The organism is Gluconobacter kondonii (assembly GCF_002723995.1).
GTDB lineage: Bacteria > Pseudomonadota > Alphaproteobacteria > Acetobacterales > Acetobacteraceae > Gluconobacter > Gluconobacter kondonii.
The window spans coordinates 141,218-166,488 of the sequence record NZ_BEWP01000007.1; the positions used below are offsets into that span (position 1 = coordinate 141,218).

A 25,271-nucleotide genomic window follows, 5' to 3' on the forward strand; every position below is an offset into this window, starting at 1 on the left:
GTCGTCCTACTGCCATTGCCCCTGAAAGGGAACCCCGGTCAGAAAAAATCTGACCGGGGCTGTCAAAGCCAACAGCTAAACGCAGGACTTTAGGCGGTGATGGAAGAAACCACACCGGCACCCACGGTACGGCCACCTTCGCGGATCGCGAAGCGCAGGCCTTCGTCCATGGCGATCGGAGCGATCAGCTCCACGTCCATGGCAACGTTATCACCCGGCATGACCATTTCCGTGCCTTCCGGCAGCGTCACGACGCCCGTGACGTCAGTCGTACGGAAATAGAACTGCGGGCGATAGTTCGTGAAGAACGGCGTGTGACGACCGCCCTCTTCCTTCGTGAGGATATAAGCCTCAGCCTTGAAGTTCTTGTGCGGCGTGATGGAGCCGGGCTTTGCCAGAACCTGGCCACGCTCGACGTCTTCACGCTTCGTGCCACGAACCAGTGCACCGATGTTGTCACCGGCTTCACCGCGATCGAGCAGCTTGCGGAACATCTCAACGCCCGTAACGGTCGTCTTGATGGTGTCCTTCAGGCCGACGATTTCGACTTCGTCACCCACGTTGACAACGCCGCGCTCAACACGACCCGTGACAACCGTACCACGACCCGAGATCGAGAACACGTCTTCGATCGGCATCAGGAACGGACGGTCAACCGGACGCTCCGGCTGCGGGATGTAAGCGTCAACCTGCGTCATCAGTTCGAGAACGCGGTCTTCACCGATTGCTGCATCGCCATCTTCCAGCGTCACAAGAGCGGAGCCCTTGACGATGGGGATATCGTCGCCCGGGAACTGGTAGGAAGACAGAAGTTCACGAACTTCCATTTCCACGAGCTCAAGCAGCTCCGGGTCATCAACCTGGTCAACCTTGTTCAGGAACACGACCAGAGCCGGAACACCGACCTGACGAGCGAGCAGGATGTGCTCACGCGTCTGGGGCATCGGACCGTCAGCAGCGGAAACGACGAGAATTGCGCCGTCCATCTGAGCTGCACCCGTGATCATGTTCTTCACGTAGTCAGCATGGCCCGGGCAGTCGACGTGAGCATAGTGACGGTTGGCCGTCTCGTACTCAACGTGAGCCGTGGAAATGGTGATGCCACGAGCGCGCTCTTCAGGAGCCTTGTCGATCTGGTCGTAGGCGCTGAACGTTGCGCCACCGGACTTTGCCAGCACCTTGGTGATTGCAGCAGTCAGCGAGGTCTTGCCGTGATCGACGTGACCGATGGTGCCGATGTTGCAGTGCGGCTTCGTCCGCTCAAATTTAGCCTTTGCCATCGTCTTTCTCCAAAACCCCGCTCCACCTGGAACGGGAGTAAGACTGAAAGTTCAAACCGGTCAGTGTACGATCCCGAGATCGTGACACTGCCGGAAGCCCTTTAACCGGTTCTGATTACCAGCGATAGTGGCTGAATGCCTTGTTGGCTTCAGCCATGCGGTGCGTGTCTTCGCGCTTCTTGACAGCGGAGCCACGATTGTTGACCGCATCCATCAGTTCGTTGGACAGACGCTCCTGCATCGTGTTCTCGCCACGTTTGCGGGAGGCGTCGATCAGCCAGCGGATCGCGAGGGCCTGACGACGCTCAGCGCGGACTTCAACCGGAACCTGATAGGTTGCGCCACCGACGCGACGCGAACGGACTTCAACCGCAGGCTTCACGTTGTCCAGAGCCGAGTGGAACATGGCCACCGGATCTGCAGTCGTGCCGCCGCGACGGCGCATGACTTCGAGCGCACCGTAAACGATGCCCTCGGCAGTGGATTTCTTACCATCGTACATCAGCGCATTCATGAAGCGCGTAATGACGACGTCTCCGAACTTCGGATCGGGAAGGATCTCGCGCTTTACAGCGCGGTGACGGCGACTCATTCCAAATACCTCTTACTTCGGACGCTTCGCGCCATACAGCGAACGACGCTGACGACGCTTGGCGAGACCCTGTGTATCAAGCACACCACGCAGGATGTGATAACGGACGCCAGGAAGATCCTTCACGCGGCCACCACGGATCAGAACAACACTGTGTTCCTGAAGGTTATGACCTTCACCCGGAATGTAGCTCACGACCTCATACCCGTTGGTCAGACGCACCTTGGCGACCTTACGCAGAGCGGAGTTCGGCTTCTTCGGCGTTACGGTATACACACGCGTGCAAACGCCGCGCTTCTGCGGGCAGCCCTGCAGTGCGGGGACCTTGTTCCGCTTTGCGGCCGGCTCACGGCCGTTCGCGATCAACTGGTTGATGGTCGGCATGCGCCCTTCCCAATCCTTGTCCTATTTCAGACAGCAACATTGCTGTTCCTGTCGTGACATTTGTTCCAACCGACATGCGGTAGGACCGCCTGCCATTTCCACATCGTGAAAAGGAAACAGCCTGAACTGTTCCCTTCTCTCTCCAGCGTGCGGCCTTGGCATTTTTCCCAAAGGGAAATTAGCGGCACCGCATGCGATTCTTTAAACTTCGTCGGCTCTTTCAGCCTTCCGAGAAGGCATGTGCCGAGGGCGCGGAACCTACGAAGGGTTCGACGCCAAGTCAAGTGGTTCAGCTGAAATGGCCCGATTCTGCACTGAAAGTTTCCAGAATCGGGACGCGATGATCCCCGCTTTCTTTAAAAGCGGGGATCGCGTTTTCATTCCGCCGCGTCTTCGACAGCTGTCTGCGACGTTCCACCAACACGCTGACGGTCCTGAGTGGCCGCGATGCCCCGCAGACGGTTCATCACACTGCCCGTTCCTGCCGGGATCAGACGTCCGACAATCACGTTCTCCTTAAGACCGTTGAGGGTGTCGACCTTACCCGACGTTGCCGCATCCGTGAGGACGCGTGTCGTCTCCTGGAAGGAGGCCGCAGAGATGAAGGACTGCGTCTGCAACGAGGCCTTTGTGATGCCTTGCAGAACCGGCATGGCCTTCGCAGGCGTATCCCCGTTCTCAAGCAAACGCTGGTTTTCACCCTCGTACTCGATACGATCCACCGTCTCGCCGATCAGATAGGTCGAATCACCCGGCTCGAGGATTTCCACCTTCTGCAGCATCTGACGAACAATGACTTCGATATGCTTGTCATTGATCTTCACGCCCTGCAGTCGATAGACGTCCTGGATTTCGTTGACGAGATAATCAGACAGAGCCTCGACACCCATAACCTTGAGAATGTCATGCGGCACGCGCGGACCGTCGACCAGCGGATCGCCCTTCTGGACGAAGTCGCCTTCCTGAACGGAAACGTGCTTACCCTTCGGGATCAGGTACTGCGTCTCCTCACCTGTGTCGTCGTTCTTGACGATGACACAGCGCTTGGACTTGTAGTCCTTACCGAATTCAATACGCCCCTCGCCTTCGGCGATGATCGCATGATCCTTCGGACGACGCGCCTCGAAGAGTTCGGCCACACGCGGCAGACCACCCGTAATGTCACGCGTCTTGGACCCCTCGCGAGGAATACGGGCCAGCACGTCACCGGCATTGACCTCTGCTCCGTTCTCCACCGACAGAATACTGTCCGGCGAAAGGAAGTAGCGGGCATCGTTACCGTTGGCGAGTTTGACGACGTTTCCGGAAGCATCTTTGAGCTGCAGACGCGGACGCAGGTCCACACCCTTTGCTGCCTGCTTGTAGTCAACGACGACCTTAGAACTCAGACCCGTGACTTCATCCATACGCTCGACGAGCGTGATACTGTCGATCAGGTCGAGATATTCGACCGTACCAGCCTGCTCGGTGATGATCGGCAGGGTGTACGGGTCCCACTCGGCCATCTTCTGGGTCCGCGTCACCGCTTCACCTTCAGAGACCATCAGACGCGCACCGTAAGGTACACGATAGCGGGCACGCTCCACACCGTTCTCGTCGGTCAGCAGGATTTCGCAGTTACGCGACATCACAACCAGAACCTTCTGCGAGTTCTCGACGACGTTCCGGTTCTTGATCGTCACGATACCATCGCGCGAGGCTTCAACCATCGACTGCTCGGCGCCACGCGTTGCTGCACCACCAATATGGAAGGTACGCATCGTCAGCTGGGTGCCCGGCTCACCGATGGACTGTGCAGCGATAACGCCGACAGCTTCACCGATATTGACCGGCGTACCGCGCGCCAGATCGCGACCGTAGCAGTGGCCACAGATTCCGACGCGGCTGTCGCAGGTCAGAACGGAGCGGATATCAACGCTTTCCACGCCCGCCTTCTCGATGAGTTCAGCTTCAGCTTCCTCAATCAGCGTGTTACGCGGCAGGATGACATCCTGCGTGACCGGGTGCAGCACATCCTTGGACAGGGTACGGCCCAGAATACGCTCGGACAGTGAGGAAACAACCTCGCCGCTATCCATGACAGCGCGAACCGTCAGACCGCGTTCCGTACCGCAATCCGGCTCGACGATGATGCAGTCCTGTGCCACGTCAACCAGACGACGGGTCAGGTAACCCGAGTTCGCCGTCTTCAGCGCCGTATCCGCAAGACCCTTACGGGCACCGTGGCTGGACGTAAAGTAATCGAGAACCGAGAGACCTTCTTTGAAGTTCGCGATAATCGGCTGCTCGATAATCTCGCCCGAAGGCTTCACCATCAGGCCGCGCATACCGGCGAGCTGCTTCATCTGGGCCGGCGACCCACGGGCACCGGAGTGGCTCATCATCCAGACCGAGTTCGTCGGCTTGCCAATGACCTGCTTGGAGATCTCCTTGAGCATCGCAGCCTGGACTTCGTCCGTGCAGCGTGACCAGGCATCGACCACCTTGTTGTAGCGCTCGCCAGCCGTGATCAGACCGTCCTGATACTGCTGTTCGAACTCCTTGACTTCTTCCGACGTCTTGCCGACCAGCGTTGCCTTGGCATCCGGAATGATCATGTCATCCTTGCCGAAGGAAATACCGGCGCGAGCAGCGTGACGGAAACCAAGCCCCATCAGGCGGTCGCAGAAAATCACCGCTTCCTTCTGACCACAGTGACGATAGACCGTGTCGATCACGTCGGACACGTTCTTCTTCGTCAGCTGCTTGTTGATCAGGCTGAACGGGATGGCCTGATGCTTCGGCAGGATCTGCGCGATCAGGGCGCGACCCGGCGTCGTGACGATCGTCTGACGAACGGACTTGCCGTCAGCGTCAATCGTCGCCAGACGCAGACGGATCTTGTCATGCAGCTTGAGCGAGCCGGAAAGCATGGCGCTTTCGATTTCGGCAACATCCGAATAAGCCGGCGGAGCAGCCGTGACGACCTTACCATCCTTGATGACGGCATCATCCGGCGTCTCGCGGTATTCCGGAACCTCGAGGCTCAGGTAATACAGGCCCAGAACGATATCCTGAGACGGCACGATGATCGGCTTGCCGTTCGCGGGGCTAAGGATGTTGTTCGTGGACATCATCAGAACGCGAGCTTCAAGCTGGGCTTCAAGCGACAGCGGCACGTGAACGGCCATCTGATCGCCGTCGAAGTCGGCATTGAACGCGGTGCAGACCAGCGGATGAAGCTGGATGGCCTTGCCTTCGATCAGCGTCGGCTCGAACGCCTGAATACCCAGACGATGAAGCGTCGGCGCGCGGTTCAACATGACCGGATGCTCGCGGATCACCTCTTCAAGGATATCCCAAACTTCCGGACGCTCTTTTTCCACCATGCGCTTTGCAGCCTTGATGGTGGTGGCGTGACCATACTTCTCAAGCTTCGAGTAGATGAACGGCTTGAACAGCTCAAGCGCCATCTTCTTCGGAAGACCGCACTGATGCAGCTTCAGTTCCGGACCAACCACAATGACCGAACGACCAGAGTAATCGACACGCTTTCCGAGCAGGTTCTGACGGAAACGTCCCTGCTTGCCCTTCAGCATGTCGGACAGCGACTTCAGCGGACGCTTGTTGGCGCCCGTGATGGCGCGGCCACGACGTCCGTTATCGAAGAGGGCGTCGACAGCTTCCTGCAGCATGCGCTTTTCGTTGCGGACAATGATATCCGGCGCACGCAGTTCAATCAGCCGCTTCAGACGGTTGTTACGGTTGATGACGCGACGGTACAGGTCGTTCAGATCGGACGTTGCGAAGCGACCACCATCGAGCGGTACCAGCGGACGCAGTTCCGGCGGAATAACCGGTACGATGTCCATGATCATCCAGTCCGGACGCGAACCGCTTTCCACGAAGGCTTCGACCAGCTTCAGGCGCTTGACCAGCTTCTTGCGAGCAGCTTCCGACGTGGCCTTGCGCAGCTTTTTGCGCATCATGGTCTTTTCGGAATCGCCTTCCATGACTTCAGCGTCATAGTCGAACGGATCCGGCAGGCCTTTTTCCTTTGCCGCAAGGCTCAGGTCGCGTTCCTGATCATTCGGGATGCCCCAGTCATAGCTGGAAAGCGCGCGCTTGATGGCTTCTGCACCAATTCCGACGTCGATACCGGCGTCCGGATATTCATCCAGCAGGTCTTCGCAGCGGATTTCGTCCAGCAGATACTGGTCGCGCTTCTTGCCGTTCTTATAAGAGTCGATCTGATCGGATTCACAGACGCCCTTGTCGAGAATTAGGAATTTCTCGAAATACAGAACCGGCTCGACGTCCTTGAGCGGCAGATCCAGCATGGTCGCGATACGACTCGGCAGCGACTTCAGGAACCAGATATGGGCGACAGGCGAAGCCAGTTCGATATGGCCCATGCGCTCGCGACGCACTTTGGCCAGCGTGACTTCAACGCCACATTTTTCGCAGACAATGCCACGGAACTTCATCCGCTTGTACTTGCCGCAGAGGCATTCGTAATCCTTGATCGGGCCAAAGATACGCGCACAGAACAGGCCGTCACGCTCGGGTTTGAACGTCCGGTAGTTAATGGTCTCCGGCTTCTTGATTTCGCCGTAAGACCAGGACCGCACCTGCTCGCTGGATGCAAGCTGGATCTTGATCTGGTCGAAGGTCACCGACTGGCCGGTCTGACCCAGGATCTTCATGAGTTCGTTCATGCGCCGAAACCCCAATGTGTTCCGCGGCGTACCGCGGACACTTTAAAAATGAACCGTAGCGAGAAGGAGGGAGCGGACAATTAAAGCCCACTCTGCTCGAGTTCGACATTCAGGCCGAGAGACTTCAGTTCCTTGATCAGAACGTTGAAGCTCTCCGGAATACCGGCTTCGAAATCGTCCTGCTCGCGAACGATTGCCTCGTAGACCTTGGTACGGCCGGACACGTCATCCGACTTCACCGTCAGCATTTCCTGCAGCGTGTAAGCTGCACCATATGCTTCAAGGGCCCACACTTCCATTTCACCAAAGCGCTGACCACCGAACTGCGCTTTACCACCCAGCGGCTGCTGCGTGACGAGTGAGTAAGGACCGATCGAACGGGCATGGATCTTGTCGTCGACAAGGTGATGCAGCTTCAGCATGTAAATGTAGCCGACCGTCGTCTGACGTTCGAACAGCTCACCCGTACGGCCGTCAATCAGCTGCGACTGCCCGGACTTGTTGACACCTGCCTTCTCGAGCATCTCTTCGATGTCGGGAATGGAAGCACCATCAAATACCGGCGTTGCGATCGGAAGGCCCTTGCGAAGGTTGTTCGCAAGCTCGATCAGCTGCTCGTTCGGCAGGGTCGTGATGTCGTCATTATAGACCACATCGCCATAGACCTCACGCAGACGGTCGAGCAGCTCCTGCTTGCGCTCACCAGTACGCTGATACTCGTCCACCATGTCGCCGATGCTTGCACCGATATTGGCACAGGCCCAGCCCAGATGGGTTTCGAGGATCTGCCCGATGTTCATGCGCGACGGCACACCCAGCGGATTCAGAACGATGTCAACGGCCTGCCCGTTCTCAAGGAACGGCATGTCCTCGACGGGAACGACGCGGGAGACCACACCCTTGTTACCGTGACGACCGGCCATCTTGTCACCCGGCTGAAGCTTGCGCTTCACGGCAACGAAGACCTTGACCATCTTCATCACACCAGGCGGCAGCTCGTCACCGCGCTGCAGCTTCTCGACCTTACTGTCGAAACGTGCATCAATCCGGCGAGTCGCTTCCTTGAACTCACCACGCAGCTTCTCGAGCTCCGCCATGACATCATCGGACGTGACGGTGATGCTGGCCCAGGTCGCGCGATGATGCTCGTCCAGAACCTCTTCCGTAATCGGTGTACCCGAACGGAGCCCCTTGAAGCCGGCACCAGCCGTCTGACCAACCAGACGTTCGCGCAGACGATTGTAGAAGCTGCGTTCCTGAATACCACGCTCGTCGTCACGGTCCTTCGTGAGGCGCTCGATCTCGGCACGCTCGATCGCCATGGCGCGCTCGTCCTTGTCCACGCCACGGCGGGAGAAGACGCGGACGTCAACGATCGTGCCGGTCGTACCGGGCGGCAGCTTCAGGGACGTGTCACGAACGTCGGAAGCCTTTTCACCAAAGATGGCGCGCAGAAGCTTTTCTTCCGGCGTCATCGGGCTTTCGCCCTTCGGCGTCACCTTACCGACAAGAATATCACCCGGATTCACTTCGGCGCCGACATACACAATACCGGCTTCGTCGAGGTTGCGCAGAGCTTCCTCGCCGACATTCGGAATGTCGCGCGTGATTTCTTCCTGACCCAACTTCGTATCACGGGCCATGACTTCAAATTCTTCGATATGGATCGAAGTGAAGACGTCATCACGGGCGATACGCTCGGAGATCAGAATGGAATCTTCAAAGTTGTAACCGTTCCAAGGCATGAACGCGACGAGCACGTTACGACCCAGAGCCAGTTCACCAAGCTCGGTGGACGGACCATCGGCAATGATATCGCCAGCATGAACCGTATCACCAACCTTCACCAGCGGGCGCTGGTTGATGCAGGTGGACTGGTTGGAACGCATGTACTTGCGCAGACGATAGATATCGACACCCTGCGTAGCGCCTGCTTCGTCCGTTGCCCGAACGACGATACGTGCACCATCGATCTGGTCGATTACACCGCGACGCTTGGCAACGATGGTGGCGCCGGAATCATGCGCAACAGCGGCTTCCATGCCTGTACCGACAAGCGGGGCGTCAGCCTTCACCAGCGGCACAGCCTGACGCTGCATGTTCGCGCCCATCAGTGCACGGTTGGCGTCATCGTTCTCAAGGAACGGAATGAGCGCAGCGGCAACAGAGACAAGCTGCTTTGGCGAAACGTCACAGGCCGTGACCTGCTCCGGCGGGACAACGCGGAAGTCACCCGAACGACGGACAGAAACCAGTTCGTCCGTCAGGCGGCCCTGATCGTCCTGCTTTGCATCGGCCTGAGCGACAACGAGCTTTTCTTCCTCCATGGCGGAAAGATATTTCCAACCATCCTGAAGAACGCCCTCTTCCACCAGACGATACGGCGTCTCGATGAAGCCGTACTTGTTCACCTTGGCATAGGTCGACAGCGAGTTGATCAGACCGATGTTCGGGCCTTCAGGCGTCTCGATCGGGCAGATACGGCCATAATGCGTCGGGTGAACGTCACGGACTTCGAAGCCTGCGCGCTCGCGGGTCAGACCGCCCGGGCCAAGTGCCGAAAGACGACGCTTGTGCGTCACTTCGGAAAGCGGGTTCGTCTGATCCATGAACTGGCTGAGCTGCGAGGAACCGAAGAACTCACGCACCGCAGCTGCAGCAGGCTTCGCGTTGATGAGGTCATGCGGCATGACCGTATCGATGTCTACGGAGCCCATACGCTCGCGGATGGCACGCTCCATGCGGAGCAGACCAACGCGATACTGGTTTTCCATCAGTTCGCCGACAGAGCGGACACGACGGTTACCGAGATTGTCGATATCGTCGATCTGGCCGCGACCATCCTTCAGCTCGCACATGATCTTGATCGTGCGCAGAATGTCTTCCTTGCGCAGGACACGCAGGGTGTCAGGCGCATCCACATCAAGACGCATGTTCATCTTCACACGACCGACCGCGGAAAGATCGTAGCGGCCCTGATCGAAGAACAGTCCACGGAACATGGCTTCAGCCGTTTCCTTGGTCGGCGGCTCACCGGGGCGCATGATACGATAGATATCGATCAGGGCTTCATCACGGCAACTGTTCTTGTCAGCAGACAGCGTGTTGCGGATCCAAGGGCCGTGCGAACCATCAACGGACAGGAGCGGAAGCTCCGTAATGCCCATCTCTTCAAGCGCTGCCAGACGGTCTTCGGTCAGTTCTTCACCCGCTTCGCCGTAAATCTCGCCTGTATTCTCGTTCACGAGATCATAGGCAAGGAAACGGCCAAGAATATCGAGACGACCAACCTGCACAACGCGGGTCTTCTCGGCGATCTTGCGAACCATGCGCGCGGTCAGCTTCGCATCGGCTTCGGCAACCACCTCACCCGTATCGGCATCGACCAGCGGGCTGAGCAGCTTCAGGCCGCGGAAAGCATCGGGATCAAACGGACGAGCCCACTCGCCACCCAGACGGGTGAAAGGAACGGTCTGGTAGAAATAGGACAGGATTTCATCCTGATCCATTCCACGGATATCGAGCCCTTCGACATCACCGCCTTCGACGATCTTCTGCTCACGCTGCGCGAGGTAGTTTGCACCTTCAAGCGCATAAAGAAGCGTCGTGACCGGCAGCTTGCGCTTACGGTCGATACGGACATAGATCAGATCCTTGGCATCGAATTCAAAGTCGAGCCAGGAGCCACGATACGGAATAACGCGGGCGGCAAAGAGATACTTACCCGAAGAATGCGTCTTGCCTTTGTCGTGATCGAAGAACACGCCCGGGCTACGATGCATCTGGGAGACAATGACACGCTCGGTGCCATTGATGATGAAGGTGCCGTTATCGGTCATGAGCGGCATGTCGCCCATGTAAACCGGCTGTTCCTTCATATCGTGGATCGAGCGCGAACCAGTGTCCTCGTCGATATCCCACGTCGTCAGACGGAGAATGACCTTCAGCGGCGCTGCATAGGTCAGACCACGCTGGATGCACTCTTCAACATCATATTTCGGATCTTCGAATTCGTAGGACATGAAGTCCAGACGGCCGCGACCCGCGAAATCGTTGATCGGAAACACCGAACGGAAGACTTCCTGAAGGCCGGCATCCTGCCGGCTGTCAGGGCTTACGTTCATTTGCAGGAATGCCTCATAGGAGGCGCGCTGCACGTCGATCAAATTGGGCATCGGCGCAATTTCGGGAATACGCCCGAAACTTTTGCGGATCCTTTTGCGTCCCGTGAACGATTTGGTGATCGCGTTCATCTCTTCTGCCCTCTGCACCAGACCTTCGAGTCGCCCGTAAACTGCGCTGGAGAACTGGCTCCTGCATTGCGGACGACCGGAACGACCGGCCATTATGAAATTTTCAGTACGTGGCGAGCCGCGCACTATACGCCTCTTCCGCTCCAACGGCAAATCGGGCGGGAACCGCATGCGATCCCCGCCCCATCTGTCTGCCAGGCAGTGGCTGCGACGCGAACGACGCAGCCCGAAATCAGTAGATTACTTGACTTCGACCTTGGCACCGGCGTCTTCAAGAGCCTTCTTGATCTTGGCAGCTTCGTCCTTGGACGCGCCTTCCTTGACGGTCTTCGGTGCGCCTTCGACCAGGTCCTTGGCTTCCTTCAGACCGAGGCCCGTGATGCCACGGACTTCCTTAATCACGTTGATCTTCTTGTCGCCGGCGTCAGCCAGGACAACCGTGAATTCGGTCTGCTCTTCAGCAGGTGCAGCAGCAGCGCCGCCAGCAGCAGCAGCAACTGCAACCGGAGCAGCAGCGGAAACGCCCCACTTCTCTTCGAGCAGCTTGGAGAGTTCTGCAGCTTCCAGAACGGTCAGAGCGGACAGCTCTTCAACAATCTTTGCCAGATCGGCCATGGTCTTATCCTAAATAGATGTACTGTTGATCAGGTTCAGGCCTACGCCGCAGCGCAGACCATCATTCTCAGGCGGCTTCTGCTTCGCCGGCCTTGGCATAGGCACCAAGAACACGAGCAAGCTGGCCAGCCGGCGCCTGGACAACGCCTGCGATACGCGTTGCGGGGGTATTGATCATACCCACCAGCTTCGCACGCAGCTCGTCCAGCGACGGCAGCTCGGCGAGGGCCTTGACTCCGTCGACGCCAAGCGTCTGGGAACCCAAGGCGCCACCAAGCACCACCAGTTTGTCATTCGTCTTGGCGAACTCGACGATCACCTTCGCCACCGATGCCGGGTCCTCGGACCACGCAAGCGCGGTCGGTCCCTTGAGCAGCGGCGCGATGCCGTCGAATTGGGTCCCATCCAGAGCGCGGCTGGCCAGCCGGTTCTTCGCAACCTTGTATGTCGCTCCTGCCGCACGAATGCGTCGACGCAGTTCCGTCACATCGGCAACCGTCAGACCCTTGTTCTGGGTGACGACAACCATGGACGTGCTGCCAAACACATCGGCGAGGAACTCAACAAAGGCCCGTTTTTCCGTACGGTCCAAAACCTGTCTCCTCGTCAGTCCGACTTGCGCCGGACCAGGTTACCCATGGAGTTGGCTTTTCCAAACCTTCTCCGCTCGCCTGTCCACAGAAGTGAGCGAACCCAGCACATCGCAGCAGAGCCACTGAATACTGTCGCCCCGTCTGACGCCCGCGATTTCGAAAAATCCTTAAGGACCAGAAGGCCCACGTGCGGTCTTGGACAGGTTTGGAAACGACCCGCGAACAGGCCGTCCCTCAGCCATCACACCCTAAAGCGTGACGTCATTTCGTGGAGGTCTTTCCCAGAAGGAAGACCTCATGTCAATCAGGCTTCGAAGCTCGAAACGTCAACGCGAACGCCCGGACCCATCGTGGAAGACAGAGCTGCCTTCTTCAGATACGTTCCCTTGGCACCCGTCGGGCGAGCCTTCTGAACGGCATCGACCAGAGCGTTGATGTTCTCAACCAGCTTGGCTTCGTCGAAAGACGCCTTGCCAACACCTGCATGGATGATACCGGCCTTCTCGGCGCGGTATTCAACCTGACCGGACTTGGCTGCCGTGATGGCACCCTTAACGTCCATGGTCACCGTGCCGAGACGCGGGTTCGGCATCAGACCACGCGGGCCGAGGATCTTACCCAGACGACCCACGAGAGCCATCATGTCCGGTGTTGCGATGCAGCGGTCGAAGTTGATTTCGCCAGCCTGGATCTTTTCAGCCAGATCTTCCGCACCGACGACTTCCGCACCAGCGGCAAGAGCTTCTTCAGCCTTCGGGCCACGGGCGAACACGCCAACGCGCAGAGTTTTACCCGTGCCGTTCGGCAGGGAGATCAGACCACGGACCATCTGGTCGGCGTGACGCGGATCGATGCCGAGGTTCAGCGAGATTTCAATCGTCTCGTCGAACTTTGCCTTAGCGTTGCTCTTCACCAGAGCCACAGCCTCGGTCAGGCCGTACGGCTTGTTACGCTCGACAGTTGCCTGCGCGGCGTTCAGACGCTTGTTCTTGGCCATGGGATCAGCCCTCCACCACGTTCAGGCCCATCGACTTGGCGGAACCGGCGAGCATACGCACGGCGCCATCAATGTCGTTGGCATTCATGTCCTTGAACTTCTCTGCTGCGATTTCGCGGAGCTGAGTTGTCGTCACGGAACCGACTGCGGCGGACTTACCGACCGTCTGGCTGCCCTTGGAAATCTTGGCAGCCTTCAGCAGGAAGTACGTGTTCGGCGGCGTCTTCGTCACGAAGGAGAAGGTGCGATCCGCATAGGCGGTGATGACCACCGGGATCGGCATGCCGGGCTCGAGCTGCTGGGTCTTGGCGTTGAACTCCTTGCAGAACTGCATGATGTTCAGGCCGCGCTGACCCAGAGCCGGACCAACCGGCGGAGAAGGATTGGCTTTACCAGCCGGGATCTGAAGCTTGATGTAGCCAACGATTTTTTTGGCCATATCCGGGACTCCCCTGTTTGTCGTTCCCGAACCGCGGTTCAACGGAGTCGGCCATGCCGCCTCCTCCCGCGTTCGAAGTGAGGCGGACCCCTAGACCAGTTAGGGCCGTCCCGTCAAGCCTTGTGAAGCACTGACCGACGACTGATCGCCCCGCAGATCGTTGTCCAGAGGCGACGCATGGTTGTCGATGCCACTGACCGGCTTCGGAGTCCGCAGATCCTTGTACTGAAGCGGACCGAACGGATCGATCTGTTTGATGCCCGGCAGATCGCTGGCACTCCAGCCGCCGCCCAGAGCGCGCACCAGACGCACGGAAGACTGCACCTGCGCCGTCTGTGCTTCGACTTCCGCCAGACGCGCCTGAAGCGCATCCTGCTGCGCCACAAGTGCGTCGAGATAATTGGACAACCCGCCCGTATAGAGCGCCATCGTCATGTTTTGCGTCCGCAGCGCAGCCTCCACGGCTTTCTGCTGTTGGTCCTGAGCCGTCTTGAACTGCCGGGTCTGCGTCAGACCATCCTCGACGTCCTGGAACGCAGCCAGAACGACGGAACGGTAATTGTCTACCATTCCGCGGTACTGCGACCACGAGCGCTGCAACGCGGCGCGTCTCAGGCCACCCGTAAAAGCCGGTTCGACCGCCTGCACGGCAATTTTCCAGAAGGCGCGGGAAATGCTGGCCAGATCGAAGCCACCATCCTCGAAGCCACCTTCCGCACTGAAAGTGATATGCGGATAAAAGGCCGCACGCGAGACACCGATCGCCCGTGCGGACGCAGCCATCTGGCGTTCGGCAATCGCGATGTCTGGACGACGTTCCAGCAGGGATGCGGGCAACCCGGCGTTGATCTTTACAGCCCCGAAATGCATCTTCACGTCCTTGACGGGCGCGATGTGAAATCCTGCTGGAGCCGTGTTCAACAGAACGGCGATTGCATGTTCCATGACATTGCGTCGGGCAATCAGATTGCTTTTTGCGGCCTGCGCCGAATAGAGCTGGGTCTCTGCACGCGAGACGTCCAGACCCGCGCCGATCGACCCGGCCTGACGCAGTTCCGTGATCTCGACGGCCGCACGAAAGTAACGGATGGAGTCATCATAGACCGCGTTCTGGGCATCGAGGCCGCGCAGGGCGACGTAATCCGATGCCAGCTCTGCTTCGAGACTCAGTCGTGCCAGCGCATATTGTCCGGCTGAAGCCTGAGCGAGGTTTTTCTGCATCCGCGTCGTGTTGCGAATGGAATTCCAGAAATCCGGCTCCCACGTGGCAGCGCCGCTATAAGCCTGATTGGACTCATAGACGAGGCTGCTGCTGCGAGCCGGATTGTTGTACAGCCTCCCGATCGAGCCTTTGTTGTCACTCATATGCGCGGAGCCAGTCACCTGCGGATACAGGCGACTTTCCGTCTCACGAGCAACATCGCGGGCCTGCGTGAACGCCTCTGCCTCCGCCTGCAGGTCTGGGTTGACGGCCAGCATACGCTGTTCAAGCCCATTGAGAATGGGATCGTTGAACATGGTCCACCAGTCACTTCGGACGACACCATCCGCAGGCTGCGCGTTGACCATCAGCCCCTTCCCTTCCCATCCTTCAGGATAAAGGAATTTCTGGGGATGATAGTCCGGGGCCAGATCACAGGACGCAAGTCCGATCGACAAAACACCGGCCAGCGCTGTCGTGATCCGCCAGATCGAACGATTACGGCCTGTCACATTCGTCTGGGCGGGGGATGACTGGGAACTTTCCGGTTTCATCAGCGCGATCCGGCCTCTTCGGGGTTTGCGTCATGCTGGCGGACAGGCTGCTGATCCGCATCCTGCACCGCCTTGCTTGGCGTGTTGTATCCCGGTGTGGTCGGGACGATCCTGACTTCGTCCCCTTCCAGCAGATCAGCCGTAGGGTTGGCAACCACGCGGTCGTCTTTTGTAATACCGCTGAGCACCTGAACAGTTGTCCCGAAATTAATCCCGACGGTGACATTCACCAGATGCGCATGATTGTTGATAACTTTCGCCACCTGATTCCCTTCAGCCCGGTAGATAATCGCACCTTCCGGCAGAATCAGGATATTCGGGTTTCCAGGAGCCGAGATATGCGCTGTCGCATAGGCATTGGGCCAGAGCAGATTATCGTCATTGTCCAGAGTCAATTCAGTTGTCACTGTACGAGTTGCGGCATTGAAGGCATTGGCCGTCGCAAGGAACTTAGCTTGGAAGCGGCGACCTGGATATTGCGGCAGCGTCAGTTCAGCTTCGATTTTAGGTGAAATAACATTCGAAAAATCCTGCGGCACTGATACAAACACACGCATTCGGTGCACGTCCGCTACTGAAAAGAGTTCGGAAGCCGATCCGCGAGAATTCACATTACCACCACCCGCATTCACATAATCACCTACGTTCACCAAACGGGACGTTACAATTCCGTCAAATGGTGCGACGATTTTCTTGAAATCCTCCAGTGCCTGAAAGCGATCTACGTCATGACGTGCAGCCTCAAGCTCCGCTTTCTGAGCTGCGGCATTTGCTGCCTGCACGTCTACCTCCTGGCGTGAAACAGCCTGCGTTCCCTTGAGTGCAGTCCAGCGCTGGGTCGTGATCACGGCCAGATTATAACGCGCGAGAACAACATTATAATGTGCTTTTGCAGCCTCAAACTGGGCATCTAGGCTCGGCGTGCTGATTTCTGCCAACACTTCGCCGCGCTTCACATGTGCGCCGTAGTCTTTGTACCACATTTTCACATAGCCCGAGACCTGCGCGTAGATCGGTGCCTCGTACCATGCTGCAAGATTAGCTGGCAGATCGACCTGCCGCGTTTTCGGTCCCGGCTGCGGTGTAATCAGCGTGACTGGCGGAATGGCCGCCTCTTCGGTCACACCCTTTAAGGAGTGGTAATGCGTTCCACGCTGAACGATTCCCCAGGCCGCCAAAGCAATCGCCAGCAGGATCACCACCAGCAGAATGAGTTTGCCGCGCGCGCCTGAACCCGTGCGGACCGGATGGTTTGTCGGAGGCACGTGCCCCTGATCCGTAGAATGGCTCACGCGCGGTCTCCTTCAGGCCCAGCAGGCCGCTTGTAGTGTATAAGGGCAAAAACACAGGGAACAAAAAGCAGGGTGGCAACGGTCGCAACCAGCAGGCCACCAATCACTGCCTTGCCCAGCGGGGCATTGTCGGAATTGCTGATGGACATCGGGATCATACCGATGATCATGGCCATCGCCGTCATCAAGACAGGCCGGATACGCTCATATCCCGCCTCAAGAGCCGCAAGAACAGCATCGCCGTGCTCCTCCATCCGCTCACGGGCGAAGGCCACCACGAGAATGGCATTGGCCGTGGCCGTTCCCATGCACATGATCGCTCCCGTCAATGCCGGAACCGACATCGGGGTGTGCGTCAGGAACAGACTCCACGCAATGCCACCCAGAGCACCGGGGAGCGCCGAGATGATGACGAACGGATCAAGCCAGGACTGAAAATTCACGACGATGATCAAATAGACCAGCACGATCGACAGCGCGAGGCCACCTGAAAGCTGGATATACGCATCATTCATTGTCACAGCCTGTCCGCGAACCACCATGCTCGAACCATGAGGCAGTAACTTGCGCTCTTCATCCACGACCCGTTCCACGGCTCTTGAAACTGTCCCTAGGTCCATATCTTCCGGCGCGGCATAAATATCGAACACAGGCATGATGTTGTAATGCGCGACTTCCGCCGGCGTCCCGGTTTGCACCAGGGCGCTAAGCCCTCCCAGAAGCTGCGGCGTCTGGTTGGTCGGGTTACCGTCCCCCTTATCGATCGGAAGGATCTCCAGAGCGTTCATAGTTTGCAGATAGTTTGCCGGTGCCTGCACATCAATGAGCTGCGACGTTCCCTGTGCATTCAGGTAGTAGGTCTGACCGACCTGTCCGCTACCAGACAGAGTCACAAGCGTATTCAAAGCTACGTCACGCTCAGTAATACCTGTGCCCAGCGCAAAACTACGACGGTTGTTTACCAGGATCGTCGGCTGCGTCATCGGCTCCTGAATTGAGACATCCGCAATTCCAGGAATATGCCGCAGTTTTTGGGCAATCTGTGTCGCGAACTTGAAGTTTTCGTTCAGATTACGTCCTACAATCTGAACATCGAGCGGAGACGGCAGGCCAAAATTCAAGATCTTGGCCGTCAGATCGCCCGGCTGAAAGGTAAATATTGTTCCCGGGAAAGCATTTGTCAGCCCCGCGCGAAGCTTGCGGCGATATTCCGGAATCGGACTTTCAGAATTACGAAGCTGGATGGTGATGTCGCAGTCCTGCGACCCCACAGTTGGGGATGGGATCATGGCCTGGTTGAGCTGGCTGAAGGGCAGGCCACAATTATTAACGATATTGACCACCTGCCCAGGCAAGAGGCTCTGGATCTTGCGTCCCGCAAGCCCCGCAATCTTGCCGGTCTCGTCAAGCCTGGTACCGATCGGCGCACGCATATGCATCTGCATCGTTCCGGACTTGATCTCGGGGAAGAAGTCCTGACCGATGAAGAGAATTAGCGCCATGGATGACACTGCCGCCAGCAGAAACAGCATGACGAAGCGGCCACGGATCGCAATCAGGTTTTCAAGGATGACCTTGTAATTCTCGCGGAAGCTCGTGAACCCCGCCTCAAATCCCCGCTGGAACCGCCCGAAAAAGCCTGGCTTGCGGTTATGCCACTCGGGGTCACGATGCATCCGCACCTGAGCTGCCAGCATCCAGTTCGCCATCGTTGGTACCAGCGTCCGCGACAGGATGAAGGAGGCAATCATGGCAAAGATGATGGCCTCAGCCATCGGCATGAACAGCCAGCCCGAAATCCCGGTCAGTTCGAACAGCGGCAGCCACACGATGCAGATACAGGTCGTGGACACGAAAGTCGGGATGACGATCTGGTTGGCGGCATCAATGATGGCGTCCTCGAGATCTTTCCCGGTTTCGAGATGCGCGTCGATGTTTTCGATCATGACTGTCGCGTCATCGACGAGAATACCAACCGCCAGGGCCAGACCGCCCAACGTCATAACGTTGATGGACTGCCCCGCTATGCTCAGCCCGATGATCGAACACAGCATTGCCAGCGGAATGGACGTCGCCACAATGATGGTTGAGCGCCACGAGCCGAGAAACAGCAGAACCGTCAGGCTGGTCAGGATTGCGGCCGTGATCATTTCACGCACCACGTCCACGACTGATTCCTTCACGAAGCTCGAAGCGTCAGTCAGGACATTCACAGTCGTTCCGGCCGGCAGCGTCGCCTCGACCTGTGGCAGGAGTTTCTTGATGCCGCTCACAACGGAAAGCGTGGAGGCGTCACCGCTCTTAAGAACGACGATCAGCACCGCCTGCTGGCCTTTCACAAGGACGGCGTTGATCTGCGGGGGCCCTCCACGATGTACCCACGCGACGTCTCGTAGATAAATCACAGAATTGCCAACCTGTTTGATCGGCATGTTATTAAAATTCGCTAGATCAAGAGGCGCTGAGTTCGTCTTCACCATCCAGTCGAGCTGACCGATTCGTTGGTCGCCCGCCGGTAGAACGATATTTTGTAGGTTCAGCGCCGTCGCCACATCTTCTGGAGACAGCCTGTGCGCCAACAGCTTGATCGGGTCGATATCCACCATGATGTCCGGCGCCAGACCACCATAGGGATTGGGAATCGCCGCCCCGGGCACGGAAATCAGTTCCGGTCGGATCAGGTTGGACGCCATGTTGTAGATTTCCGACCCAGACATAGTCGGATTGTTGACCTGCAACGTCAGAACCGGAACCGACGACGCATCCATTGCCAGAATCAGCGGTGGGGTCGAGCCGTTCGGCAACTGTTTGATGACCGTCTGGGACACCGATGTGATCTGCGTCTGCGCAACCGCCGTATTGGTTCCCGGCTGGAAGAAGACCTTCACGATGCCACGTCCATAATAGGACGAGCTTTCGATATGTTCGATATTGCTGACGGTCGCCGTTAAGGAGCGTTCGTAATAATAGACGATACGCCCCGACATGTCCTCGGGCATCAGGCCGGTATAGGACCAGATGACAGCCACGATCGGAATCTTGATCGAAGGAAAGACGTCCGTCGGCGTCGAAACGATAGCCCGAACCCCGAAGATCAGGATCAGGATCGACAAGACGACGAAAGTATAAGGCCGCTTCAGCGCGGTAACGACGATAGCATTCATGCGATCAGACAACCCCTTGGGGCTCTTCCTGGTCCGGTCATTCTCAACGGGTGTCCCCTTGCAAATTGATCCGAGTCATATCCATCGAGTCTCAGACGACAAGGAAAATTCTGTTTAAATATCAAGACACACGGCAAACATTGACACCCTTCGCAACATTCCGTGTCTTTTCAGGCAGATGTCGCGGGCGCAAAATGAATGGTGAAAACCGCTCCAGGCAGCGTATGACCGGGCCTTGCGGACACGATCTCCACCGTTGCTCCATGCAGCCGCAGGATTGCCGACACGAGGCTCAGCCCCAGCCCACTTCCCGGAACATGGCGACTTTTATCCGAGCGGTAAAAGCGCCCCATGACGGCCTTGCGCTCGTCTTCGGCGATACCGATTCCCGTATCACTGACACGCAGCCAGGTCGATCCGTCTGCCCCCTGCCCCGCGCTCAGTCGGACCGTTCCGGGAGCGGGCGTGAATTTGATCGCATTGTCCACAAGATTGGCCAGAACCTCGTTCAGCAGGTCCATATCCCCGAACAACGGGACCGCTTTCTCCGAGTCCACAACCTCCAACAGAATACCTTCCGTCTCGGCGATCGGTTCATACAGATCCACTACCCCGGCCAGCAGTTCCCGCAGATCGAGCATCGCAAACCCGGCCCGGCGGCGCCCGTTCTCGATCTCGCCAATCCGCAGCAGGGCCGTAATCACGGAGAAGCATTGCTCCAGATCCAGAGTAGCGCGCTCAATCGCCCCCTGAAGGGCTGCCGGGTCATTGGTAACGGACGACACCCGCTCCAGACGGGCCTTCACCCGCGCCAGAGGCGTTCGCAGATCATGGGCAATGTCGTTGCCCACGTCCCGGATTTCGTCGAGCAGATGCTCCAGCCGGTCCAGCATCCGGTTGACCGACACGGCCAATCGCTCGATATCGTCGCGTTCGCGCCCGGTCGGCAGGCGTTCGTGCAGGTCTCCATCCATGATGCGGTCGATCGCCTCATGCATATCTTTGACGCGACCCAGCGCCCGATGGCTCAGAAAAATCCCCGCCATCAGAGCAAACACCACGATTGGCACCACAGACATTAACGCCGCACGTTTGGTGATGTAGCGCAGTTCGTTGGCCATATGCAGAGAGCGCGCCAGCACGAGAATGCGGTCCCGGTTCCCATGCACGCCTTCTACCTCGACGGCCAGATAGCGCATTTCATAGGGCGTATCGCCGGGAGGCGCGTCCCACAGACGCTGCGTTTTGGGAGAAACCTCCAGCCCCACGGGCCATTTCTTGATGTCACCCGCAATCCGGTTGCGGTTCATGTCAAACAACGCAGCCCCGTTGAGGATCACGCGCAGATCGGTCTTGCTGCGTTCCCGAACCTCATACTCAAGCTGGGCGGGACTTTCCTGAACGAGTTGGTCCGCTTCACGCTGCAGCAGATCTGTCGAGCGCTGTTGCTCGTATTCATTCATCTGCTCGTAGACGAGCCCGAACTGCAATGCCATTGCGGCGATGATGGCCACGACAAAGGCCAGCGTCAGACGGAACGTCGCAGTGCGGAAAAGATCGGCCCGGAAAAGATCGGAAAAGCGCAGTTCAGCCCGTGACACGCAGACTGAACCCGGCACCACGAATACTGTGAATGAGCGGCGGCTCGCCGGGCAGATCAATCTTGCGACGCAGTTTTCCGATATGCACATCCACCAGATTTGTCTGCGGAACGAAGCGGTAATTCCACACGTCTTCCAGCAGCATCGTCCGCGTCAGCACCGTATCCGGGCGACGCATCATGTATTCCAGAAGGCGAAATTCCCGCGGAAGCAGCTCGATTTCCTGCCCGTTGCGAAAAACCCGGCGATCGATCAGATCCATCTCAAGCGGACCGACCCGAAGCACCGTCACACGACTGTCCGTCGGACGCCTCAGCAGAGCCTCCAGACGCGCGGCCAATTCTTCCATAGCGAAAGGCTTGGTCAGATAGTCATCGCCCCCCGCCTTGAGGCCGCTAACACGGTCATCCACGGCTGAAAGCGCCGAAAGCACCAGGACGGGAATGGTGATGCGCTGCGCACGCACGCTCTCGATCACCGTCAGCCCGTCGAGTTCCGGCAACATCCGGTCCACGATCATCAGATCGAACTGCCCGGTACAAGCCTGATCCAGCCCCTCGACCCCCGTCGCGGCCCGCGTGACATCATAGCCGCGCGTCGTGAGTTCCTCCACGACCTCGGCCGCAATGCTGTCGTCGTCTTCGATCAGCAGAAGCCGGGGAGAAGGTTCGGAAAGGCGCTCAGGCGCCCCGGAATCATGTGCAGACGTCATGTTCATGATCTTCACATGGGGCAGCCCCCGATGTCATCCAATTAAAATCGGTCTTAAAGGCGGGCCTTCAGGGGGAGGACGGATCTTCCAGCGCCTCTTCCATCTCGTCAGTTGTTCCGTCCAGTGCCCGCAAACGTCTCCCGAGCACACGTGTCCGCCGACGGGCTTCTTCGATCGTATTGCCCATCGTCCCGGCGTTGCGGTGCAGTTTTTCCAGCACCTGATCCATCCGCAGCATTTCCTGCCGCGTCGCCCCCAGAAGCCCGGCAATCGCTTCGGTGCGTTCTTCAAGCGTGAGCGTGACATATCCCAGATGCACCGTCCGGAGCATCGCCGGAAGCAGCGAGGGTCCCATCACCATCACGCGATGCAGCCGCCCGATTTCGTCAATCACGCCGGGCATCCGGGCAATTTCGGCATAAAGCCCGTCGGTCGGCAGATACAGAACGGCAAACTCAACCGTCACAGGCGGAAGAATATATTTCGACGCGATTTTCTTTGCCTCAAACCGGATCACGTTTTCCAGTTCGCGCCGCGCCTGACGTTCCGCCAACGCATCCCCGGCATCCGAGGCGTTCAACAGCCTTTCATAGGCTTCGGTTGGGAATTTGCTGTCAATCGCCAGCCGTGGCGGCGTTTCCGTGCCGCGCACCGGCATCTTGACTGCGAATTCGACATTCTCACCCGCCATTCCCAGCCGGAAATTCGTATCGTAGCTGCCCTCAGGAAGAATATCGTCCAGAATGGACCGGCACTGCGCCTCGCCCCAGCCACCACGCGTCTTCACATTGGAAAACAGCCGCTTCAGATCGCCGATCTGCGCCGTCACACTCGTGACCTCGCCCAGCGCCTTCTGCATGGCGCTGAATTGCTCCACCACACGCTGGAAACTGGTCTGCATCTGCTTTTCCACAGCACCGTGAAGCTGTTCATTCACGGTCGCCCGGATCCGCTCGATCTGCTCGTTCTGGCTTTGCGCCATCTCACGCAACGCATCTGATAACAGAAGGCGACCTTCTGCCTGGTCCTGCCCCAGATTACGGGCCAACAGACTCAGCCGTTCACTGGTTTCCAGCCGGAATTGATCCAGCCGCCCCGACAGAACGCGTTCGACTTCCGACAGATGGGCCCGATGATATTCGACGTCCTGCGAGCGCTCTTGCGCCTCACGCTCAAGAAGGCGCTCGAACCGTCCGCTGCCATTACCGCTCCGCAGGATCGCCAGCAAAGCAACCACCAGCGCGACCGCCGCAACAATCCAGGGGAAAAACTGCGCCATTCCGGAAATATTCTCCTGCATGGCGCAGTCCTAGCCGTTCAACGCAATACGGCCAATGCCGCGCGTCTTACGGCTGATGGATATTCCCGTAAGACGCTGCCCCCAGACCCGGGCAGGAACACGGAGCGCCAAGCGGAACCTGCGTCGGCATCTTGCAGGTATAGATCCCGGCCTTGCAGGTGTAGCCATAGCCGGCGATAGGCGTTCCCGGCGCAATCGGCCCGGGCGCCGCTGTCCCGACACATGCTCCCAGCCCCAGAAAAGACAGACCTGCCGCAGTACGCAGAACGTGACGGAAAACGGAACGAGACATAATCGATGTGTCCTTAAATTGGCCGGGTTGAAAACCGGCCCTCAGAGAGATGCAAACGGATCGCCGCGTCATCGGTTTCCGCGTGATTGAACGGCAGCATGGCAATCCTGTGGCAATGCGCCCTCAGCGATGCCCGGCGGCTGCCGCCTGCCCTGCTGCAACACCGCTCGCCCAAGCCCATTGGAAGTTGTGTCCGCCAAGCCAGCCCGTGACATCCACAGCTTCTCCGATCGCGTAAAGTCCGGGAATTTCCCGAACCTCCAGCGTCTGGGATGACAGATCCCGCGTGTCGATCCCGCCGCGCATGACTTCCGCCTTGGCATAACCCTCCGTCCCGGCGGGGCGGAGCTGCCAGTTCGAAATCCGCTCGGCCAGTGCCTTGATCGCACGGTCCGGCTGGTTCGCCAGCATCGTATCGCCCATTCCCACCGCCAGAGCACGCGCCAGCCGCTGTGGCAGGGCTTCCAGCAGGCTCGGCGGGAGCGCTTTCGGACGGTCTTTTTTAACCTTCAGCAGCACGTTAAGCGCATTCTGCCCCGGCAGCAGATCAATCTGCGCCGCATCACCGTTTTCCAGATAGGACGAAATCTGCAAAATCGCCGGGCCTGACACGCCGCGATGCGTGAAGACCATCCCGTCCTCAAACCGCGGGCCTTTCTTGCCCACTCGCGCCACGATCGGCAGCGAAACGCCTGCAAGCTCGGGATCAGCATCCGCCAGAACCAGCGGCACGAGTGCCGGGGCCGTCGGCACCACGCGCAGTCCGAATTTCCGCGCCAGCCGCAACGACAGATCAGAAGCGCCGAGCTTGGGAATGGACAGCCCACCCGTCGCAAGGATCACAGAGCCCGTGCGGATCTCGCCGTCATCCGTGACGACAATAAATCCGTGCTCTGCCCGGCGCACGTCCAGAATCCGCGTCTGCATCCTAAATTCGCAGCCAGCGGCCCGACATTCCGAAACCAGCATATCCACGATCTGCCCAGCCGAGCCATCACAGAAAAGCTGCCCGCGCGCCTTCTCGTGCCAGGCAATGCCGTAGCGGTTCACGAGCTTGAGGAAATCCTGCGGCGTATACCGCGCCAGCGCCGAGCGGGCGAAATGTCGGTTCTGGGAAATGAAACAGTTCGGGCCGGTTTCAAGATGCGTGAAATTGCACCGCCCGCCGCCCGAGATCAGGATTTTGCGCCCCGGTTCCGGCCCATGATCCAGAACCGAAACCCGCGCACCGTTCTGCCCGGCCACAGCCGCCGCCATCAGCCCCGCTGCACCGGCTCCGAGCACAATCACATCGGGGTTCATCAT

Annotated in this window: 17 protein-coding genes; all 17 read right to left on the reverse strand. The window is 58.4% G+C overall.

Annotated features, from left to right (window positions below):
* Positions 1-89: 89 nt before the first annotated feature.
* Positions 90-1,280 (reverse strand): elongation factor Tu, encoded by a 1,191-nt coding sequence (gene tuf, locus GKO01_RS09805; protein WP_099286920.1) that lies wholly within the window; start codon positions 1,278-1,280, stop codon positions 90-92.
* Positions 1,281-1,395: 115 nt separating this feature from the next.
* Complete coding sequence (gene rpsG / locus GKO01_RS09810) at positions 1,396-1,872, reverse strand: 30S ribosomal protein S7 (protein ID WP_011251968.1); 477 nt, start codon at positions 1,870-1,872, stop codon at positions 1,396-1,398.
* Between the two features lie 12 nt (positions 1,873-1,884).
* The gene (gene rpsL, locus GKO01_RS09815; protein WP_011251969.1) at positions 1,885-2,256 is read right to left on the reverse strand and encodes a 30S ribosomal protein S12; all 372 of its coding nucleotides are present in this window, start codon (positions 2,254-2,256) and stop codon (positions 1,885-1,887) included.
* A gap of 377 nt (positions 2,257-2,633) precedes the next feature.
* On the reverse strand, positions 2,634-6,953 hold the full coding sequence (gene rpoC, locus GKO01_RS09820; protein WP_218017431.1) for a DNA-directed RNA polymerase subunit beta': 4,320 nt from the start codon (positions 6,951-6,953) through the stop codon (positions 2,634-2,636).
* Positions 6,954-7,033: 80 nt separating this feature from the next.
* A complete protein-coding gene (gene rpoB, locus GKO01_RS09825; RefSeq protein WP_099286974.1) occupies positions 7,034-11,206 on the reverse strand; it encodes a DNA-directed RNA polymerase subunit beta in 4,173 nt (1,390 codons plus the stop codon).
* 240 nt (positions 11,207-11,446) lie between these two features.
* Positions 11,447-11,821 carry a 50S ribosomal protein L7/L12 gene (rplL, locus tag GKO01_RS09830; RefSeq protein WP_099286921.1) on the reverse strand — a complete coding sequence of 125 codons (375 nt, stop codon included), beginning with the start codon at positions 11,819-11,821 and terminating at the stop codon, positions 11,447-11,449.
* A gap of 67 nt (positions 11,822-11,888) precedes the next feature.
* Positions 11,889-12,413, reverse strand: a complete 525-nt coding sequence (gene rplJ, locus GKO01_RS09835; RefSeq protein ID WP_099286922.1) for a 50S ribosomal protein L10 — start codon at positions 12,411-12,413, stop codon at positions 11,889-11,891.
* A 305-nt stretch (positions 12,414-12,718) separates the two neighbouring features.
* Entirely contained in the window at positions 12,719-13,411 is a 693-nt protein-coding gene (rplA, locus tag GKO01_RS09840; RefSeq protein WP_062110027.1) for a 50S ribosomal protein L1, read from the reverse strand.
* A gap of 4 nt (positions 13,412-13,415) precedes the next feature.
* Positions 13,416-13,850: a 50S ribosomal protein L11 gene (rplK, locus tag GKO01_RS09845; RefSeq protein WP_099286923.1), complete on the reverse strand. Its 435-nt coding sequence runs from the start codon at positions 13,848-13,850 to the stop codon at positions 13,416-13,418.
* A 99-nt stretch (positions 13,851-13,949) separates the two neighbouring features.
* Positions 13,950-15,605 (reverse strand): efflux transporter outer membrane subunit, encoded by a 1,656-nt coding sequence (locus GKO01_RS09850; RefSeq protein WP_244901406.1) that lies wholly within the window; start codon positions 15,603-15,605, stop codon positions 13,950-13,952.
* Positions 15,605-16,897, reverse strand: coding sequence for an efflux RND transporter periplasmic adaptor subunit (locus GKO01_RS09855; protein ID WP_174694278.1), 1,293 nt, complete (start codon positions 16,895-16,897; stop codon positions 15,605-15,607). Before GKO01_RS09855 ends, GKO01_RS09850 begins: the two co-directional genes overlap by 1 nt.
* Positions 16,894-20,061, reverse strand: coding sequence for an efflux RND transporter permease subunit (locus GKO01_RS09860; RefSeq protein WP_099286924.1), 3,168 nt, complete (start codon positions 20,059-20,061; stop codon positions 16,894-16,896). Before GKO01_RS09860 ends, GKO01_RS09855 begins: the two co-directional genes overlap by 4 nt.
* Positions 20,062-20,231: 170 nt before the next feature.
* Positions 20,232-21,662, reverse strand: a complete 1,431-nt coding sequence (locus GKO01_RS09865; protein ID WP_099286925.1) for a sensor histidine kinase — start codon at positions 21,660-21,662, stop codon at positions 20,232-20,234.
* Complete coding sequence (locus GKO01_RS09870; RefSeq protein ID WP_099286926.1) at positions 21,649-22,380, reverse strand: response regulator transcription factor; 732 nt, start codon at positions 22,378-22,380, stop codon at positions 21,649-21,651. Before GKO01_RS09870 ends, GKO01_RS09865 begins: the two co-directional genes overlap by 14 nt.
* A gap of 61 nt (positions 22,381-22,441) precedes the next feature.
* Positions 22,442-23,674: a DNA recombination protein RmuC gene (locus GKO01_RS09875; RefSeq protein ID WP_099286927.1), complete on the reverse strand. Its 1,233-nt coding sequence runs from the start codon at positions 23,672-23,674 to the stop codon at positions 22,442-22,444.
* A gap of 46 nt (positions 23,675-23,720) precedes the next feature.
* Positions 23,721-23,966, reverse strand: coding sequence for a hypothetical protein (locus tag GKO01_RS09880; protein ID WP_099286928.1), 246 nt, complete (start codon positions 23,964-23,966; stop codon positions 23,721-23,723).
* Positions 23,967-24,089: 123 nt separating this feature from the next.
* Positions 24,090-25,268, reverse strand: coding sequence for a BaiN/RdsA family NAD(P)/FAD-dependent oxidoreductase (locus tag GKO01_RS09885; protein ID WP_099286977.1), 1,179 nt, complete (start codon positions 25,266-25,268; stop codon positions 24,090-24,092).
* Positions 25,269-25,271: the final 3 nt, after the last annotated feature.